The following is a 14,875-nucleotide window of genomic DNA, read 5'->3' as shown; positions in this document are numbered from 1 at the left end:
CCCGGAAGACGGCAGCGCCGATCAGGAAGCCGGCCTCAGATGTCGCCCGCCGTCGCCACCGGCGTCAGCACGGCTCGCGCCAGCGTGTGGAAGTGCGCGTTGAAGCCCAGCACAGCGGGAGTCGACTCCGGGTCGAGGTCGAGTCGCTCGACATCCAAGGCGTGCACGACGATGTCGTAGTGGTGGGTTCCGGTTCCGGGAGGGGGTCCCGCTCCGGTGAAGCTCTTCGAGCGGAGTTCGTTCGAGAGCATGGCCGCCCCCTGCGGCAGGCTCCCGCCGCCCTCCGCCCCGGCGCCTGCCGCCAGCGTGGTCACTTCCGCCGGGATGTTGAATACGGCCCAGTGCCAGAAGCCCGAACCGGTCGGGGCATCCGGGTCGTGGATGGTTACGGCGAAGCTCTTCGTCTCGGCCGGGAATCCACTCCAGGAGAGCTGGGGCGACACGTTGTCACCGCCGCCTCCCGACCCCCACTGGGCACGCGAGAGGGGGCGGCCGTCGGCGACGTCGTCGCTCTCGAGGGTGAACTGGGGCACGGCGCCGAAGCGCTCGAACGGATCGATCGAAGTCATACCCGTAACCTACGCTCGCCCGGTCAGACGCGCTGGGCGGATTCTGAGACGGGCACCGGCGAGGGCCGCCGACGGAGCCGCCCCGGCAGCCCGGTGATGCCCCAGCCGGTGACACGGAGCATGGCCTCCGCGACGATCCCGCCCGTCATCTTCGAGGCGCCGTGCTCGCGCTCGACGAACGTGATCGGAACCTCCGCGACCGACAGGCCCGCGCGGTAAGCGCGGCGCAGCATGTCGATCTGGAAGCAGTAGCCCTGGCTCGCGACGTCGTCGAAGTGGATGCGGCGCAGCGCGTCGGCGGTGAAGGCACGGTAGCCTCCGGTCACGTCGCGTGCCGGGACGCCGAGCGCGATCCGCGAGTAAGCGCTGCCCCCGCGCGAGAGGAGCCGGCGGCGTGCGGGCCAGTTCACAACTCCTCCACCGGGCACCCAGCGGGACCCCAGCACGAGATCGGCACCTGTTCCCGGCTCCTCGGTGCGGAGGGCCTCCAGCAGCCGCGGCAGTTCCTCCGGACGGTGCGAGCCGTCGGCGTCCATCTCGACGACGCGGTCGTAGCCGGCGGCGAGCGCCCATCCCATCCCCTCGCGATAGGCAGCCCCGAGACCGTCCTTCGCGGTGCGGTGCAGCACGTGCACGTGAGCGTCCGTCGCGGCCAGCGCATCGGCGATCTCGCCCGTACCGTCCGGCGAGTTGTCGTCCACCACGAGCACCTCGACATCCGGAGCGGACGCGCGCACGCGTCCGACGATGGGGCCGACGTTCTCCCGCTCGTTGTAGGTGGGGATGATGACGAGGGTTCGCAAGGAACCGCCTTTCTGCCGACGTGCGTGCCCACCCGGGACGGTGCCTGGGAGGCTACTCCCACCTTGCCTGAACTGCCTGAACAGATGGCGAACGAAACTTCCGGCCCTCGCAGCTTGGCGCCGCTGCGGGCGCACGGCCCGGCCCCACCTCCGTCGCCTACCATCGTCTGGTGGCCGTCCCGAAGATCCTGCTGTACTACGCGTTCACTCCGCTGGCCGACCCTGAGGCCGTGCGGTTGTGGCAGCGCGACCTCTGCGAGCTGCTCGGGCTGCGCGGACGCATCCTGATCTCGAAGGACGGCATCAACGGGACGGTCGGCGGCGAGCTGGCCGCGATGAAGCGCTATCTCCGTAAGACGCGCGAGTTCGCCGGGTTCCGTGATCTCGACGCCAAGTGGAGTGCGGGGTCGCCGCTCGACGACGACGGCTTCAGCACCGATTTCCCGCGGCTGTCGGTCAAGGTGCGCGACGAGATCGTCTCCTTCGGCGCGCCGGGCGAGCTGCGCGTCGATGGGTCGGGGGTCGTCGGAGGCGGCGAGCGCCTGCAGCCAGCCGAACTGCACCGTCTGGTCGAGGAACGCGACGACGTGGTGTTCTTCGACGGACGCAACCGCTTCGAGGCCGAGATCGGGCGGTTCCGCGGCGCGGTCGTCCCGGACGTCTCGACCACACGCGAATTCGTCGCCGAGCTGGAGAGCGGCGCGTACGACCACCTCAAGGACAAGCCGGTCGTCACGTACTGCACCGGCGGCATCCGCTGCGAGGTGCTGTCCGGTCTGATGAAGTCGCGCGGGTTCCAGGAGGTGTATCAGCTCGACGGGGGTGTCGTGCGGTACGGCGAGACGTTCGGCGACGGCGGGCTCTGGGAGGGGTCGCTCTATGTGTTCGATGGGCGCGGAGCCGTGACCTTCGGCGAGCACCCCGCCGTGGTGGGTCGGTGCGCGGGATGCGGCGCGGCCACGAGCCGGATGCGGAACTGCGCCGACGTCTCGTGCCGGGAGCAGCTGGTGACGTGCGAGGCGTGCGACGTGCTGCGGTGCACGGAGCACGCGGCGGACTCGCCCCGGCACTGATTCCTCCCCAACGCTGACGGCGAACGGGTTCTCCACCGACCTGCGGGAACCATTGCTGGCCCGTTCGCGTTGCGGCCATCATGAACAGCATGGATCCGGTAGCAACCATCGTCTGGATCGTGTCGTTCGTCCTCGTCACGGTCACCGTCACCGGGCTGTCCCGCCGCGTCGGCTGGTCGGCGCCGGTGGTGCTGGTGGTCGTCGGTGCGGTCGCCTCGTTCATCCCGGGCGTCCCCCAGATCGTGCTGGAGCCGGAGGTCGTGCTGTACGGTCTGCTGCCGCCGCTGCTGTTCGCTGCGGCCATCCAGACCTCGATCGTGGATGTGCGGGCGAGGCGCGACGGCATCCTGCTGCTGTCCGTGGGGCTGGTGGCGTTCACCGTGGTGGTGGTCGGGTTCGCGACCTGGCTGGTCGTGCCTGCGATCACGCTCGCGGCGGCCTTCGCGTTCGGGGCGGTGGTCGCCCCGACGGACACGGTCGCTGTGACGGCGATCGCCGGGCGCGTTCACCTCCCGCGGCGGCTCGTGACCGTGCTCGAGGGCGAGAGCCTGCTGAACGACGCGACCGCCCTCGTCGCTCTGAACGCGAGCATCGCCGCCATCGTCAGTGTGATCAATCCGTTGGCGATCGCCGGCGAGTTCGGCCTGGCGGTGGTCGTGGGCGTCGGGGTCGGCCTCGTGATCGGCTGGGTACTCTCCCTCATCCGCAAGCAACTGCGCTCCCCCGTGCTCGACACGTCGCTCGGGCTGATCACGCCCTACCTGGCGTTCATCCCGTCGCAGCTCCTGCACGGGTCGGGCATCCTGTCGGTCGTGGTGGCGGGCCTCTACCTCGGGTACCGGTCGCCGACCATCCAGACCGCGGAGGCGCGGATCGCGGAGACCATCAACTGGCGCACGATCCAGTTCCTGCTGGAGAACGCGGTCTTCCTGTTCATCGGGTTGGAACTGTCGAGCATCCTGAGCGGCGCCTTCCGATCGGGCATCACGGTGTGGCAGACCGTGCTCATCTGCGTGGTGGTGCTCGTCGCCCTCGCCGTAGCCCGGATCCTGTGGATGGTGGGGACGACGGCTCTGTACCGCTACGGGCCGCAGCGGCTGCGCGAGCGGGGGTGGTCGTGGCCGACCGGCATCGCCGTGTCGTTCGCGGGCATCCGCGGGGTGGTGACGCTGGCCGCAGTGTTCCTGCTGCCGGAGCAGACACCGCATCGGGAGTTCTTGCAGTTCCTCGCCTTCGTCGTGGTGGTGGCGACGCTGCTGGAGGGGCTGGCGCTGCCCTGGATCATCCGGCGGCTGCACCTCCCGTCACCCGATTTCGCGCAGGAGGCGAGCGAGATGCAGCGGCTTCTCGCGGAGGCTCAGACGGCGGGCCTGGAGCATCTGGAGTCGCAGGTGACCGGCAACGAGGACGAGCGCGTGATCGAGCGGCTCCGGATCAACGCCGTGTTCCTGTCGGACGCACTGGAGAACCCCTCCCCCGACGAGACCGAGGACACACCCATGGAGTACCGACACCTGCGGCGCACCATGATCGTCGCGGAGCGGCAGGCGGTGCTGACCGCGCGTGCCGAGGGTCGCTATCAGGAGCCCGCCGTCCGCTCGGTCCTGGCGTTCCTCGACGCCGAGGAGGCGGCGCTCAAATCGTCGGGACCGGGAGGGAAGAGGACGTTGATGTAGCGCTCCGGTGCGACCGCCCGCCCGCCAGCGCGCCCACGCGCCCGCGCGCCCGAGGTCCGGCCCTACCCCGCCCGCGTGTCGTCCGCCGGCGCCCGGGCTGCGGCGAGCGCCACGGCGGCGGCGGCCTCGGTGCCAGGGCGGCGGGCGCCGCGGGGGCGGCGGGCCCACTGGCGGGAGCGCTGCGATGACAGGGCGAGCACGACCAGGATGTCGAGGGGGAGCCCGAGCAGGTTGTTGTGGAGGGTGACCTGTGGACCGCCGTCGAAGAAGTCGATCGCCGAGATGACGATGAGCAGGGAGCTGTACGACATGGAGGCGATGCGGGCCCAGTTGCTGCCGAAGAAGACGAGGAGGGCGAGAAGGAAATAGAAGACCAGGCCGGCGGCGAAGATGCCGAGGAGGACGCCGAAGACGATGTCGGCCTCGTGACGGGTCACTCCCTCGAGGTCGCCGGAGGTGAAGAGCGAGGCGGTCCAGACACGCCAGCTGAGGAGGGTGAGGGCGACGAAGATCGCGCCCGCGACGACGCGCAGCAGCATGAGCAGGAAGCCGAGCGCGGTCGGGACCGGGCGGCGCTCGGCGAGTGCGATGCGGCGGGCCTCGGCCTGCTGGACGACACGCTGGGCCTCCGCGTCGACGGGGACGCGATCGAGGTTCACCACGGGCAGGTCGCCGTCGGTCTCGATGCTGTCACCGCCGCCGTTGCGGGAATGGTAGCCGGTGGAGAAGTCGCGGATGACCTCGACCTCCACGCCGACATCCGCTGCGAGCAAGGTGGAGACGATGTGGTCGCGCTCGATGTCCGTGTTCGCGTCGATCTTGTGGGTGATCTGCAAGGTGAACAGCGAGAAGCCGACCGACTTGTCGAAGGTGCCGGCGGCCAGCCAGTCGACCTTGTGTCCACCGGGCAGGAGCCAGCCGTCCGGGCACTTCCAGAACCGCACGTGGTGCCGTTTGGCCGGGTTGCCGAGCACCTCTTGCTGGTACGCGACGTCCTGCTGGTGACCGAACAGGAACAGGGGGCTCACCGGGGCTTCGTCGTAGCTGCGCCGCAGCAGTGTCGAGGTGACGATGCGGCGGCTGGAGGCCAGGGTGACGTCGTCGGCGCGGGTCCACCCGGCGGCGCGCATGGCGTCGTCGAGCTGCGCCTCCGACCCGAGCAGGGCGAGGTTCACCGGGTCGCCGAGCAGACCGTCGCTGGTGCGGGCGCGGCCGATGAAGTAGTCAGGCACGTAGATCTGGGTGAGGATGCGGTGCAGGCGCGGCAGGACCAGATACGCCAGCACGAGCCAGAACAGAACGAAGAACAGGACGAGGAACCAGCCCCAGCTGAAGCTCTCCGTGAGCACCAGCCAGGCGAGCCAGATCGCGGCGACCCCGCCGAAGATGAAGAAGGCGTAGTCGACGACGGCGTTGATGGAGATCCGCCTGGCCGTCGCCGACAGGGTCTTGCGGCCGGCGCCCGGTGCAGGAGCGCTCGCCTCGCGAGGAGCCTCCGGCAGCGTCATGGGGACATCCTAGAGGCCGCGCGCGGACCGCCGTAGGGTGACGGTCATGGCCACCATCACCGAACGCGGCGCCGAACTGCGCCGACTCCACGACGCTCCCGAACTGCTGCAGGTCGTCAACGTCTGGGACGCGATCAGCGCCACGACCATCGCCGCGCTGCCCGAAACCCACGCCCTCGCGACCGCCAGCCACTCCATCGCGGCGACGCTGGGCTACGAGGACGGCGAGAACATCCCGCTCGACCTGATGCTCGACATGGTCGGCCGCATCGTGCGGGCGACCGACCTGCCGGTCAGCGCGGACCTCGAGGGCGGCTACGCCGACGCGGGCGAGACGGTCCGCCGCGCGATCGGGGTGGGCGTCGTCGGCGCGAACCTGGAGGACCGGATGCGCCCGTTCGACGAGGCCGTCGCCGTCAACCGCGACGCGGTTCGCGCGGCCGAGGCGGAGGGCGTGCCGTTCGCCCTGAACGCCCGCACCGACGTCTTCCTGCGCAACGCGTTCCCCAGCACCGAGGAGAAGATCGAGGAGGCCGTGCGCCGCGGCCGTGCCTTCCTCGACGTGGGCGCGACGAGTGTGTTCGTACCCGGTCTGCTGGACGAGCCGACCGTGACCGCTCTGGTCGGCGGGCTGGGCGACCGGAAGCTCAGCGTGATCGCGGTGCCGGGCTCCCTCCCGCCCGCACGCCTCCACGAGCTCGGGGTCACGCGCGTCTCCTACGGCCCGTGGAGCCAGCGCGTCGCCCTCACCGCGCTGCAGGATGCGGCGCAGGCCCTCTACGCGGGAGGCACCCTGCCGAGCGGCACGCGCGCACTCAACTGAACGCAGTCCGACGAGGTCGGCTCCGTGGCCGGGACCGTTTGGGGGCCGCCCCCGGCCCGTCGTCGAGCACCCCCGCGTAGGCTGCACCCATGAGCGACTTCCGGGCGATCGTGATCGAGCAGGAGATCGAGGCGGGTCGCATCACCGCCCACACGGCGGAGGTGCGGCGCGTCACGGACGCGTTCCTCATGCCGGGTGGTGTGACCGTCGCCGTCGAGTTCTCCGACCTCAACTACAAGGACGGCCTCGCCATCGCGGGACGCCCCGGAGTGGCGCGCACCTCGCCGCTCATCCCGGGAATCGACCTGGTCGGAACGGTCGAGGCGAGCGACGACCCGCGGTGGATCCCCGGCGATCGCGTCGTGCTGAACGGCGACGGCCTCGGGGAATCGCACCACGGCGGCCTCGCCGAACGGGCCCGTGTGCGCGGCGACGCCCTCGTGCGCATCCCCGACGCGATCTCCTCCACTCAGGCGGCCGCGATCGGCACCGCCGGCTTCACGGCGATGCTCTCCGTGCTCGCGCTGGAGCGCAACGGCGTCGACCCCGAGGAGGTGCGCGACAGCGGCAGCAGCGTCCTCGTCACCGGGGCCGCCGGCGGAGTCGGCTCGGTGGCGGTCGCGGTGCTGGCCGGACGGGGCTACCCCGTCACCGCCTCCACCGGACGCCCGGACGAGCTGCGGGGCTACCTGACCGACCTCGGCGCCACCACCATCCTCGACCGCGCCGAGCTCTCCGACCCGGGCCGGCCACTGCAAAGCCAGCGCTGGGCCGGCGTGATCGACGCCGTCGGCAGCCACACCCTCGTCAACGCCCTGGCCCAGACGCGCTACGGCGGAACGGTGACGGCGTGCGGGCTCGCCCAGGGCCCCGACCTCCCCGGCACCGTGCTGCCGTTCATCCTGCGCGGGATCAGCCTGGTGGGCATCAACTCGGTCGAGGCGCCGATCGCCCTGCGGGAGACCGCGTGGCGCCGCCTCGCGACCGACCTCGGTGAGGAGACGCTCGCGGCGATGACGGAGGTCATCCCGCTGACCGACGCCATCCCGGCCGCGGAGGAGATCCTCGGCGGCCGGCTGCACGGCCGCACCGTGGTCGACGTGCGCGCCTGATCCTCTTCGCTCCGGCACCGCCGTATGCTGGCGGCATGATCGTCCTCGCCACCGTCGTGGTCACGCTCGCGGCCGCCCTGCACATCGCGATCTTCTTCATGGAGAGCATCGCCTGGGGCCGCCCCTCCGTCTGGAAGCGATTCGGCGTCGCGAACCAGGAGGCAGCGGACACCACCAAGCCGATGGCGTACAACCAGGGCTTCTACAACCTGTTCCTCGCGATCGGCGCCGTCATCGGCCTGATCCTCTACGGCGTCGGGCTGCACCCGGCCGGCCTGGCGCTCATCCTGTTCACGACCGCGTGCATGTTCGCCGCGTCGGTCGTGCTGCTGACCACGGGCAAGGGGTACTGGCGCGCCGCCCTCACGCAGGGCTCACTGCCGCTCATCGGCTTCATCCTGATGCTGCTCTCCTGACGGGAGGCCGCACGCCGCAGCGCGGGCCTCCGCGACGCACGGTCCGGCTCAGCGCAAGCTCGGCCTGACGGACTCCGGCCGCAGCCCGCGCCCGATGAACCGGGCGGTGGCGCGCTGCAGCAGCGGGGTCGCCACGGCGAGCGCCCCGCGGCCCAGGAGCGGCAGCGGGTCGGGGAGAGCATCCGGACCATTGGGGCGCGCGATACCCCGGTGGGCGGCGAGCTGGATGCGCTGCATGGCGGCGACCGGTGGGAGGCGGCGGCGCTGGAGGCCGTCGAGCACACGGAGGTCGACCTCCTCCGAGGCTCCGCCCTGGATCGCGCGCAAAGGATCGACGAGCGCGTTCGCGGCCGCGACCGCGTCCTGCACGGCATAGTTCACGCCGACACCGAATGCGGGCGACATCGCGTGGGCGGCGTCCCCGATCGCCAGGAACCCGCGCCGGTACCAGCGGCCGAGCCGATCGATCTGCACGCTCAGCAGCTTGACCTGCTCCCAGCCGTCGATGCTCAGCAGTGCGTCGCGGAGGAAGGGCGCCGCCGCCGCGACCGCATCCCGGAACGCGCCGATCCCGGCCGCCTTCAGGTCGTCGATACCGCCTTTCGCGATGACGAGACCGGTCTGGAAATAGTCGCCACGGTCGATCGTGATGACCATCGAACCGTGACGCAGGTAGGCGAGCGTGCTCGGTGGCGTCGCCGCGGCCTTCGGCAGGCGGAACCAGAGCACGTCGATCGGCACACCGAACCGCTGCGGCCGCAGCCCGGCGTCCTCCCGCAGCACCGAGTCCCGCCCGTCGGCGGCGACCACCAGGGGTGCGGCGATCGCCAGGTCGCCGGCCGGACCCCGCGCCGTGATGCCGGTCACCGCGCCGTCGCGCCAGGTCAGCCCGGTGGCGGTCGTCTCCATCAGCAGACGGAACCCGGGACGCTCCGCCGCCTCGTCGGCGAGGAACGACAGAAAGTCCCACTGCGGCGCGAGCACGAGGAAGTCGTCCGGCGGCGCCAGTCGGGAGAAGTCGACGGGATGCAGCCTGGTCCCGCTGACGACGGCGTCGAGGGTGCGGACGCTGGTGTGCGGGAGGCCCAGGAACCGTTCGCGCAGCCCGAGCTCTCCCAGCACGCCGAGCGTGGAAGGGTGGATCGTGTCGCCGCGGAAGTCGCGGAAGAAGTCCGCGTGCTTCTCGATCACCACGACATCCACCCCGTTGCGGGCCAGCAGCAGGCCGAGCATCATGCCGGCCGGGCCGCCGCCCGAGATCACGCAGGTCGCCTGAAGCACATCCATGCCTCCGCAGCGTATCCTCCCGGCATGGCCATCGTCGCGTCCGTCTTCGTCGCCTTCGCGGCGGTGGTGCACCTCGCCGTGTTCGGTTCGCAGACGATCGCGTGGTCGTCACCGGGCGTCTGGCGGCGCTACGGCGTCGCGAGCCAGCGGGACGCGGATGTCGGGCGCCCGCTCGCCTACACGCAGGGCTTCTACAATCTCTTCCTCGCGGGCGGCGCGATCGTCGGCCTGGTGCTCTACTGGACGACCCTGCACCACGTGGGGTTCGGGCTGATCTTCTTCACCTGCACCTGCATGGTGCTCGCCGCGGTGGTGCAACTGACCGTCGGGGGTCGAACGCCCACGGCCGCGCTGGTGCAGGGCATCCCGCCGCTCGTCGGGCTGGTGCTGTTCGTCGTCGCCCAAGCAGGCTGAGCTGGCGTCCGGCGGAGCCGGCGGGCCGCCGAGCAGGCGGACCTACTCGATGATCTCGCCCTCGGCGGGGATGTCGGCGACGTCGATGCGCAGGGTCTCGACGAGCTTCGCCGCGTGCGGCGTCGAGACGATGACGCGCGAATACTCCTCGCCGTCGAGGTCGATCACCACGGCCGCGCGCTGCTTGCCCTTGATCAGCAGGAAGTCCTGACCGCCGTGGAACTTCCACGTGCCGACGGAGAGTGTCAGCGGGACAGCGGCACCCGGAGCGCGGATGCCGCGGATCCAGATCCACGGATCCTCGGTGATGGCGACCGACCGGATGCTGTCGCGCGGGATGACCAGGTCGTCCCGCTTGAGGGCGAGCACCTTCTCCGCCCGCGTGAGATGGATCTCCAAGCGGTCGGGGTGAACGTGCAGATCGGCCATACGTCTATCCTGCCAACACCCCGGAGCCCGTGGCAGTGCCGAACCTCACAAAGCCATAACCCTTGGGTTGTGCACGACGGGTCGCTCCCTCGGCGGGGCATGTATCCTTCTCGTCGTGGCCACCCAGAGACGGACTCCGGGCTCGCAGACTTCACTTCGTGAAGCCAACCGAGCTCGAATCGTCGACGCCATCAAGAAGCACGGCGGCCTGACCCAGGTCGAGCTGGCCGGCGCGACGGGCCTCTCGCCCGCCACGGTGTCGAACATCGTGAAGGAGCTCTCGACCTCCGGCGTGCTGCACACGACGCAGAGCATCCGCAGCGGCCGGCGCGCCCAGCACGTCACGCTGGCGCACGCGCTCGGGCTCGTCGTCGGCGTCCATTTCTCCACCCGGCACCTGCGCGTCGCGCTGGCCGACGTCGCGCACACGGTCGTGGCCGAGAACCACATGCCGCTCGCCCGCGACCACCGGGCGGACAACGAGCTCGACAAAGTCTCGATGCTGCTGAGCGACATGCTCGACTCGGTCGAGGCCTCCCGTGACGAGGTGCTCGCGATCGGCATCGCCCTGCCCGCCCCGCTCGACCGCGCGAGCGGGACCATCGCCCGCAGCGGGATCATGCGCGGCTGGGACGGCGTGGTCCTCGCGGACGCGCTGGAGCGCCGGGTGAAGCGGCCGGTGTTCGTCGACAACGCGGCCAACCTCACCGCCCTGGCCGAGTCCCGGTTCGGCGCAGGGCGCGGCAAGCGCAACTCCATCACGCTCGACGTGGGCGACGGGATCGGCGCGGGCCTCCTCCTGAACGGCCAGCTGTTCCGCGGCAACAACGGCACCGCCGGGGAGTTCGGCCACACGACGATCCGCGAGAACGGACCGCTCTGCCGGTGCGGCAACCGCGGCTGCCTGGAGGCGATCGCCGGGGGTCCGGCCATCCTGGACGAGCTGCGCGACCACCTCGGCAGCCTCAAGCTGGGCGACGTCGTGCTGCAGGCGATGGCGGGGGACGCGCGCTGCATCCGCGCCATCGCCGACGCCGGCAAGCACATCGGCGTGGCCACGGCGAACCTCTGCAATCTGCTCGACCCGGAGCGCGTCGTGGTGGGCGGCGAGCTGGCCCGCGCCGGCGAGCTCCTGCTCGGTCCGATGCGGCACGCCGTCGAGCGGTCCATCATCGTGGGCGAGGAGCTGATGCCCGACATCGTGCAGGGGCAGCTCGGCACGCGGGCGGCTACCCTCGGCGCGGTCGCGTACGCCGTCGACCGGGTCTCGCTGACGCCTCAGAGCGCGTCGAACTGACCCCTCCGACCGCGCTGTCCCCCGTTGCCCCCCGAACGTGACGAACCGTTATCGAATGCGTTGGATTCAAGTATTGACGCCAAGACGTGCACCTGACACACTCAACCCAGCCGCCAAGGACGGCGGGCTCGAACCGGAGGTTTTTCAATGAAGATCGCCACCAAGAGAGGACTGATCGCGTCGGCCGCGGTCCTCCTCACCGCACTCAGTCTCACAGCCTGTTCGAACGGCTCCGGCAGCGGGGGCTCCTCCACCGCCGACGCCTCGAAGGCCCAGATCGGCCTTCTCCTCCCCGACTCCGTGACCGCCCGCTACGAGGCGGCCGACAAGCCCTTCTTCGAAGCGAAGATCAAAGACCTCTGCCCCGACTGCAAGGTGCTCTACGCGAACGCAGACGGCGACGCCAGCAAGCAGCAGCAGCAGGCGGAGTCCATGCTGACCCAGGGCGTCAAGGTGCTCGTCCTCGACCCGTTCGACGGCGAGGCCGCCGCCTCCATCGTCGGCGAGGCGAAGGCCAAGAACATCCCGGTCATCTCCTACGACCGCCTGATCAACAGCAAGGACGTCGACTACTACATCTCGTTCGACAACGAGGAGGTCGGCAAGCTGCAGGCCACCGCGCTGGTCGACAAGCTGAAGAAGGACGGCGTCGCGGCAGGCAGCGGCATCCTGATGGTCAACGGCTCGCCCACCGACAACAACGCGACCCTGTTCAAGAAGGGCGCGCACAGCGTGATCGACACCAGCGGCTACAAGGTGCTCGCCGAGTACGACACACCAGGATGGGACCCGGCACAGGCCCAGAACTGGGTGTCGGGCCAGATCACGCAGTTCGGCAGCCAGATCACGGCGATCTACGCGGCCAACGACGGAACGGGCGGCGGCGCGATCGCCGCACTCAAGGCGGCCAACGTCTCCCCGATCCCGCCGGTCACCGGTCAAGACGCCGAGCTCGCCGGCATCCAGCGCATCCTCGCCGGCGACCAGTACATGACCGTGTACAAGGCCATCCAGCCGGAGGCTGAGAAGGCGGCCGAGCTCGCGATCGCGCTCACCAAGGGGCAGAAGCCTGCCGGCGACACGAGCGTCGACACCGCGGGCGGCGCGAAGATCGCCTCGTTCCTGCTCAAGCCGGTCGCCGTGACGACCGACAACATCGAGAGCACCGTCGTCAAGGACGAGTTCTACGGAGCGGACTCCGCTGCGAAGATCTGCACGGCGGACTACAAGGCGGCGTGCGACAAGTACGGCATCAAGTAACACCTGGCAGCGCGGCCCTCCAGATGCGCCACCGCACCTGGAGGGCCGCGTGCACCCGCCCTACGATGGACCCGAACCACCAGCTCACCTCGAAGGAGAGAACGCCGTGACCATGGAATCCGCGATCGCCGAGGAGGAGCGGACCGAGCGCCGGCCCGTACTCTCGCTGAGCGGCGTCTCGAAAGGCTTCGGCGCCGTTCAGGCGCTCACCGACATCCATCTCGACGTCTACCCGGGCGAGGTCGTCGCCCTCGTCGGCGACAACGGCGCCGGCAAGTCCACGCTCGTGAAGATCCTCGCGGGCGTGCACCCGCAGGATTCGGGCACCATCACCTTCGACGGGCAGGATGTGACCATCCCGTCGCCCGCCGCATCGCGCGAGCTGGGGATCGCCACCGTCTTCCAGGACCTCGCACTGTGCGACAACCTCGACGTCGTCTCGAACCTCTTCCTGGGGCGCGAGATCACCCACGGCACGCTCGACGAGGAGGAGATGGAGAAGCGGTCGTGGAGCCTCCTCCGCCAGCTGTCGGCGCGCATCCCCTCCGTCCGGATCGCGGTCGCGTCGCTCTCCGGCGGCCAGCGCCAGACCGTCGCGATCGCCCGCTCGCTGATCGGCGACCCGCGCGTCGTCATCCTCGACGAGCCGACCGCCGCCCTCGGCGTCGCGCAGACCGCCGAGGTGCTCAACCTCATCGAGCGGCTGCGCGAGCGCGGGCTCGGCGTGCTCCTCATCAGCCACAACATGGCCGACGTGCAGGCCGTGGCCGACCGGGTCGCGGTCCTCCGCCTCGGCCGCAACAACGGCGAATTCCACGTGGCCGACGTCAGCTACGAGGAGATCATCTCGGCCATCACCGGCGCCACCGACAACGTCGTGAGCCGCCGGGCGGGTCGCGCCGGCGAGAGCACGGTCGAGACCACCGGCAGCAGCGAAGGGAAGGCCGACGCATGAGCAAGGCAACAGCGGAGACCCCCGCGGAGGTCGCGGCCGACCTGCAGGACGAGCGCCTCATCCGGGAGGAGGGCCTCGGCGGCGCGCTGCGCGGCTTCGGCCGCCGGGTGCGCGGCGGCGACCTCGGATCGCTGCCGGTCGTCATCGGCCTCGTCGTGATCTGGGTCGTCTTCCAGGTGCTCAACCCCAACTTCCTCAGCGCCAACAACCTGGTGAACCTCACGCTGCAGTGCGCGGCGATCGGGACCATCTCGATCGGCATCGTGCTCGTGCTGCTGCTGGGCCAGATCGACCTCTCGGTCGGCTCCGTGAGCGGTGTCTCCGCCGCCATCCTCGGCGTCGGCTTCACCCAGCTCCACTGGCCGCTGTGGGCGACCGTCATCGTGGCGATCCTCGCGGGCGCGGTGATCGGGTACGTCTACGGCCTGCTCTTCACCCGCTTCGGCGTGCCGAGCTTCGTCATCACGCTCGCCGGCCTCCTCGGCTTCCTCGGCGTGCAACTGTGGATCCTCGGCGCCAACAGCTCGATCAACATCCCCTACGACTCGTGGATCGTGCAGTTCGCCCAGCAGACGTTCCTGCCGCCGTGGGCCGCCTACGCGCTGGCGGTGATCGCGGCCGGCGGGATGTTCGTCTCCGACTGGCGCAGCAACGTGCGCCGCCGGAACGCGGGGCTCTCGGAAGGTTCGACGGCCGCCGTCGCACTCAAGGCCGGTCTGCTCCTCATCGGTCTCTGCATCGCCGTCTGGTACCTCTCGACCGACCGCGGCACGGGAGCGATGTTCCTCTTCTTCGTGGTGCTCGTGATCGTGATGAACTTCTTTCTCACCCGCACCAAGTGGGGCCGCTCGGTCTTCGCGGTCGGCGGCTCCGTCGAGGCGGCTCGCCGAGCCGGCATCAAGGTCAACCGCGTGTTCATCAGCGTGTTCATCCTCTGCTCCACCTTCGCCGCCGTCGGTGGTCTGCTCGCGGCCGCCCGGCTCGCCTCCGTGGGCGCCGGCTCCGGCGGCACGGACACCAACCTCAACGCGATCGCCGCGGCGGTCATCGGCGGCACGAGCCTCTTCGGCGGGCGCGGCTCCGCCTGGTCCGCGCTCCTCGGCATCCTGGTCATCCAGTCGATCTCGAACGGCCTGACCCTCATGAACCTCGACTCGTCCTACCGGTTCATGATCACGGGCGCCGTGCTGCTCCTGGCGGTCATCATCGACTCGCTGTCGCGCCGGTCGAGGGCGTCGCACGGCCAAGCCTGA

The 14,875-nt window shown here is 70.3% G+C and carries 15 protein-coding genes; 10 read left to right on the top strand and 5 right to left on the bottom strand.

Going from position 1 to position 14,875, the window contains the following annotated elements; all coding sequences use genetic code 11:
- Positions 1 to 35 precede the first annotated feature (35 nt).
- Positions 36 to 569: a YbhB/YbcL family Raf kinase inhibitor-like protein gene (locus tag IT072_RS00865; RefSeq protein WP_223358919.1), complete on the bottom strand. Its 534-nt coding sequence runs from the start codon at positions 567 to 569 to the stop codon at positions 36 to 38.
- Between the two features lie 23 nt (positions 570 to 592).
- Positions 593 to 1,372: a polyprenol monophosphomannose synthase gene (locus IT072_RS00860; RefSeq protein ID WP_223358918.1), complete on the bottom strand. Its 780-nt coding sequence runs from the start codon at positions 1,370 to 1,372 to the stop codon at positions 593 to 595.
- Positions 1,373 to 1,542: 170 nt separating this feature from the next.
- On the opposite strand from IT072_RS00860, the gene trhO reads away from it, so the two are divergent.
- Together trhO and IT072_RS00850 are read left to right on the top strand one after the other, a co-directional pair.
- Positions 1,543 to 2,445: an oxygen-dependent tRNA uridine(34) hydroxylase TrhO gene (gene trhO / locus IT072_RS00855; RefSeq protein WP_223358917.1), complete on the top strand. Its 903-nt coding sequence runs from the start codon at positions 1,543 to 1,545 to the stop codon at positions 2,443 to 2,445.
- Positions 2,446 to 2,534: 89 nt separating this feature from the next.
- Positions 2,535 to 4,121, top strand: a complete 1,587-nt coding sequence (locus IT072_RS00850) for a cation:proton antiporter (protein WP_223358916.1) — start codon at positions 2,535 to 2,537, stop codon at positions 4,119 to 4,121.
- Between the two features lie 62 nt (positions 4,122 to 4,183).
- Here the strand turns inward: IT072_RS00850 and IT072_RS00845 are convergent, their stop codons facing one another.
- Positions 4,184 to 5,629 (bottom strand): LssY C-terminal domain-containing protein, encoded by a 1,446-nt coding sequence (locus IT072_RS00845; RefSeq protein WP_223358915.1) that lies wholly within the window; start codon positions 5,627 to 5,629, stop codon positions 4,184 to 4,186.
- 46 nt (positions 5,630 to 5,675) lie between these two features.
- Here IT072_RS00845 and IT072_RS00840 point away from each other — a divergent pair, with 46 nt between their 5' ends.
- The 3 genes from IT072_RS00840 to IT072_RS00830 all read left to right on the top strand — a co-directional run bounded on the left by IT072_RS00840 (position 5,676) and on the right by IT072_RS00830 (position 7,980).
- On the top strand, positions 5,676 to 6,452 hold the full coding sequence (locus tag IT072_RS00840) for an isocitrate lyase/PEP mutase family protein (protein WP_223358914.1): 777 nt from the start codon (positions 5,676 to 5,678) through the stop codon (positions 6,450 to 6,452).
- An 89-nt stretch (positions 6,453 to 6,541) separates the two neighbouring features.
- A complete protein-coding gene (locus IT072_RS00835; RefSeq protein ID WP_223358913.1) occupies positions 6,542 to 7,564 on the top strand; it encodes an MDR family oxidoreductase in 1,023 nt (340 codons plus the stop codon).
- A 35-nt stretch (positions 7,565 to 7,599) separates the two neighbouring features.
- A complete protein-coding gene (locus IT072_RS00830) occupies positions 7,600 to 7,980 on the top strand; it encodes a DUF1304 domain-containing protein (protein ID WP_223358912.1) in 381 nt (126 codons plus the stop codon).
- Positions 7,981 to 8,028: 48 nt separating this feature from the next.
- Here IT072_RS00830 and IT072_RS00825 read toward each other — a convergent pair whose 3' ends face one another.
- Positions 8,029 to 9,267 carry an FAD-dependent oxidoreductase gene (locus IT072_RS00825; protein ID WP_223358911.1) on the bottom strand — a complete coding sequence of 413 codons (1,239 nt, stop codon included), beginning with the start codon at positions 9,265 to 9,267 and terminating at the stop codon, positions 8,029 to 8,031.
- 24 nt (positions 9,268 to 9,291) lie between these two features.
- On the opposite strand from IT072_RS00825, the gene IT072_RS00820 reads away from it, so the two are divergent.
- The gene (locus IT072_RS00820) at positions 9,292 to 9,681 is read left to right on the top strand and encodes a DUF1304 domain-containing protein (RefSeq protein WP_223358910.1); all 390 of its coding nucleotides are present in this window, start codon (positions 9,292 to 9,294) and stop codon (positions 9,679 to 9,681) included.
- Positions 9,682 to 9,723: 42 nt separating this feature from the next.
- On the opposite strand, the gene IT072_RS00815 is transcribed toward IT072_RS00820, so the two are convergent.
- Positions 9,724 to 10,110, bottom strand: coding sequence for a hypothetical protein (locus IT072_RS00815; protein WP_223358909.1), 387 nt, complete (start codon positions 10,108 to 10,110; stop codon positions 9,724 to 9,726).
- A gap of 115 nt (positions 10,111 to 10,225) precedes the next feature.
- Between IT072_RS00815 and IT072_RS00810 the strand changes: the two genes are divergently transcribed.
- The 4 genes from IT072_RS00810 to IT072_RS00795 all read left to right on the top strand — a co-directional run bounded on the left by IT072_RS00810 (position 10,226) and on the right by IT072_RS00795 (position 14,875).
- The gene (locus IT072_RS00810; RefSeq protein ID WP_223358908.1) at positions 10,226 to 11,407 is read left to right on the top strand and encodes an ROK family transcriptional regulator; all 1,182 of its coding nucleotides are present in this window, start codon (positions 10,226 to 10,228) and stop codon (positions 11,405 to 11,407) included.
- Positions 11,408 to 11,554: 147 nt separating this feature from the next.
- Positions 11,555 to 12,667 carry an ABC transporter substrate-binding protein gene (locus tag IT072_RS00805; RefSeq protein ID WP_223358907.1) on the top strand — a complete coding sequence of 371 codons (1,113 nt, stop codon included), beginning with the start codon at positions 11,555 to 11,557 and terminating at the stop codon, positions 12,665 to 12,667.
- Between the two features lie 112 nt (positions 12,668 to 12,779).
- Entirely contained in the window at positions 12,780 to 13,622 is an 843-nt protein-coding gene (locus IT072_RS00800) for an ATP-binding cassette domain-containing protein (protein ID WP_223361034.1), read from the top strand.
- Positions 13,619 to 14,875 (top strand): sugar ABC transporter permease, encoded by a 1,257-nt coding sequence (locus tag IT072_RS00795; RefSeq protein WP_223358906.1) that lies wholly within the window; start codon positions 13,619 to 13,621, stop codon positions 14,873 to 14,875. The genes IT072_RS00800 and IT072_RS00795 overlap by 4 nt, the downstream gene beginning before the upstream one ends.

It is taken from the genome of Leifsonia sp. ZF2019 (assembly GCF_019924635.1).
Classification (GTDB): Bacteria; Actinomycetota; Actinomycetes; order Actinomycetales; family Microbacteriaceae; genus Leifsonia.
This window is presented reverse-complemented; position numbering and strand designations above follow the sequence as displayed.

Excerpts from the sequence above, each read along its gene's own strand:
- IT072_RS00840 (WP_223358914.1), top strand. The coding sequence starts at position 5,676 with ATGGCCACCATCACCGAACGCGGCGCCGAACTGCGCCGACTCCACGAC.
- IT072_RS00830 (WP_223358912.1), top strand. The coding sequence starts at position 7,600 with ATGATCGTCCTCGCCACCGTCGTGGTCACGCTCGCGGCCGCCCTGCAC.
- IT072_RS00825 (WP_223358911.1), bottom strand. The coding sequence starts at position 9,267 with ATGGATGTGCTTCAGGCGACCTGCGTGATCTCGGGCGGCGGCCCGGCC.
- IT072_RS00850 (WP_223358916.1), top strand. The coding sequence starts at position 2,535 with ATGGATCCGGTAGCAACCATCGTCTGGATCGTGTCGTTCGTCCTCGTC.
- IT072_RS00795 (WP_223358906.1), top strand. The coding sequence starts at position 13,619 with ATGAGCAAGGCAACAGCGGAGACCCCCGCGGAGGTCGCGGCCGACCTG.
- IT072_RS00800 (WP_223361034.1), top strand. The coding sequence starts at position 12,780 with ATGGAATCCGCGATCGCCGAGGAGGAGCGGACCGAGCGCCGGCCCGTA.
- IT072_RS00835 (WP_223358913.1), top strand. The coding sequence starts at position 6,542 with ATGAGCGACTTCCGGGCGATCGTGATCGAGCAGGAGATCGAGGCGGGT.
- IT072_RS00865 (WP_223358919.1), bottom strand. The coding sequence starts at position 569 with ATGACTTCGATCGATCCGTTCGAGCGCTTCGGCGCCGTGCCCCAGTTC.
- IT072_RS00820 (WP_223358910.1), top strand. The coding sequence starts at position 9,292 with ATGGCCATCGTCGCGTCCGTCTTCGTCGCCTTCGCGGCGGTGGTGCAC.
- IT072_RS00845 (WP_223358915.1), bottom strand. The coding sequence starts at position 5,629 with ATGACGCTGCCGGAGGCTCCTCGCGAGGCGAGCGCTCCTGCACCGGGC.
- IT072_RS00805 (WP_223358907.1), top strand. The coding sequence starts at position 11,555 with ATGAAGATCGCCACCAAGAGAGGACTGATCGCGTCGGCCGCGGTCCTC.
- IT072_RS00815 (WP_223358909.1), bottom strand. The coding sequence starts at position 10,110 with ATGGCCGATCTGCACGTTCACCCCGACCGCTTGGAGATCCATCTCACG.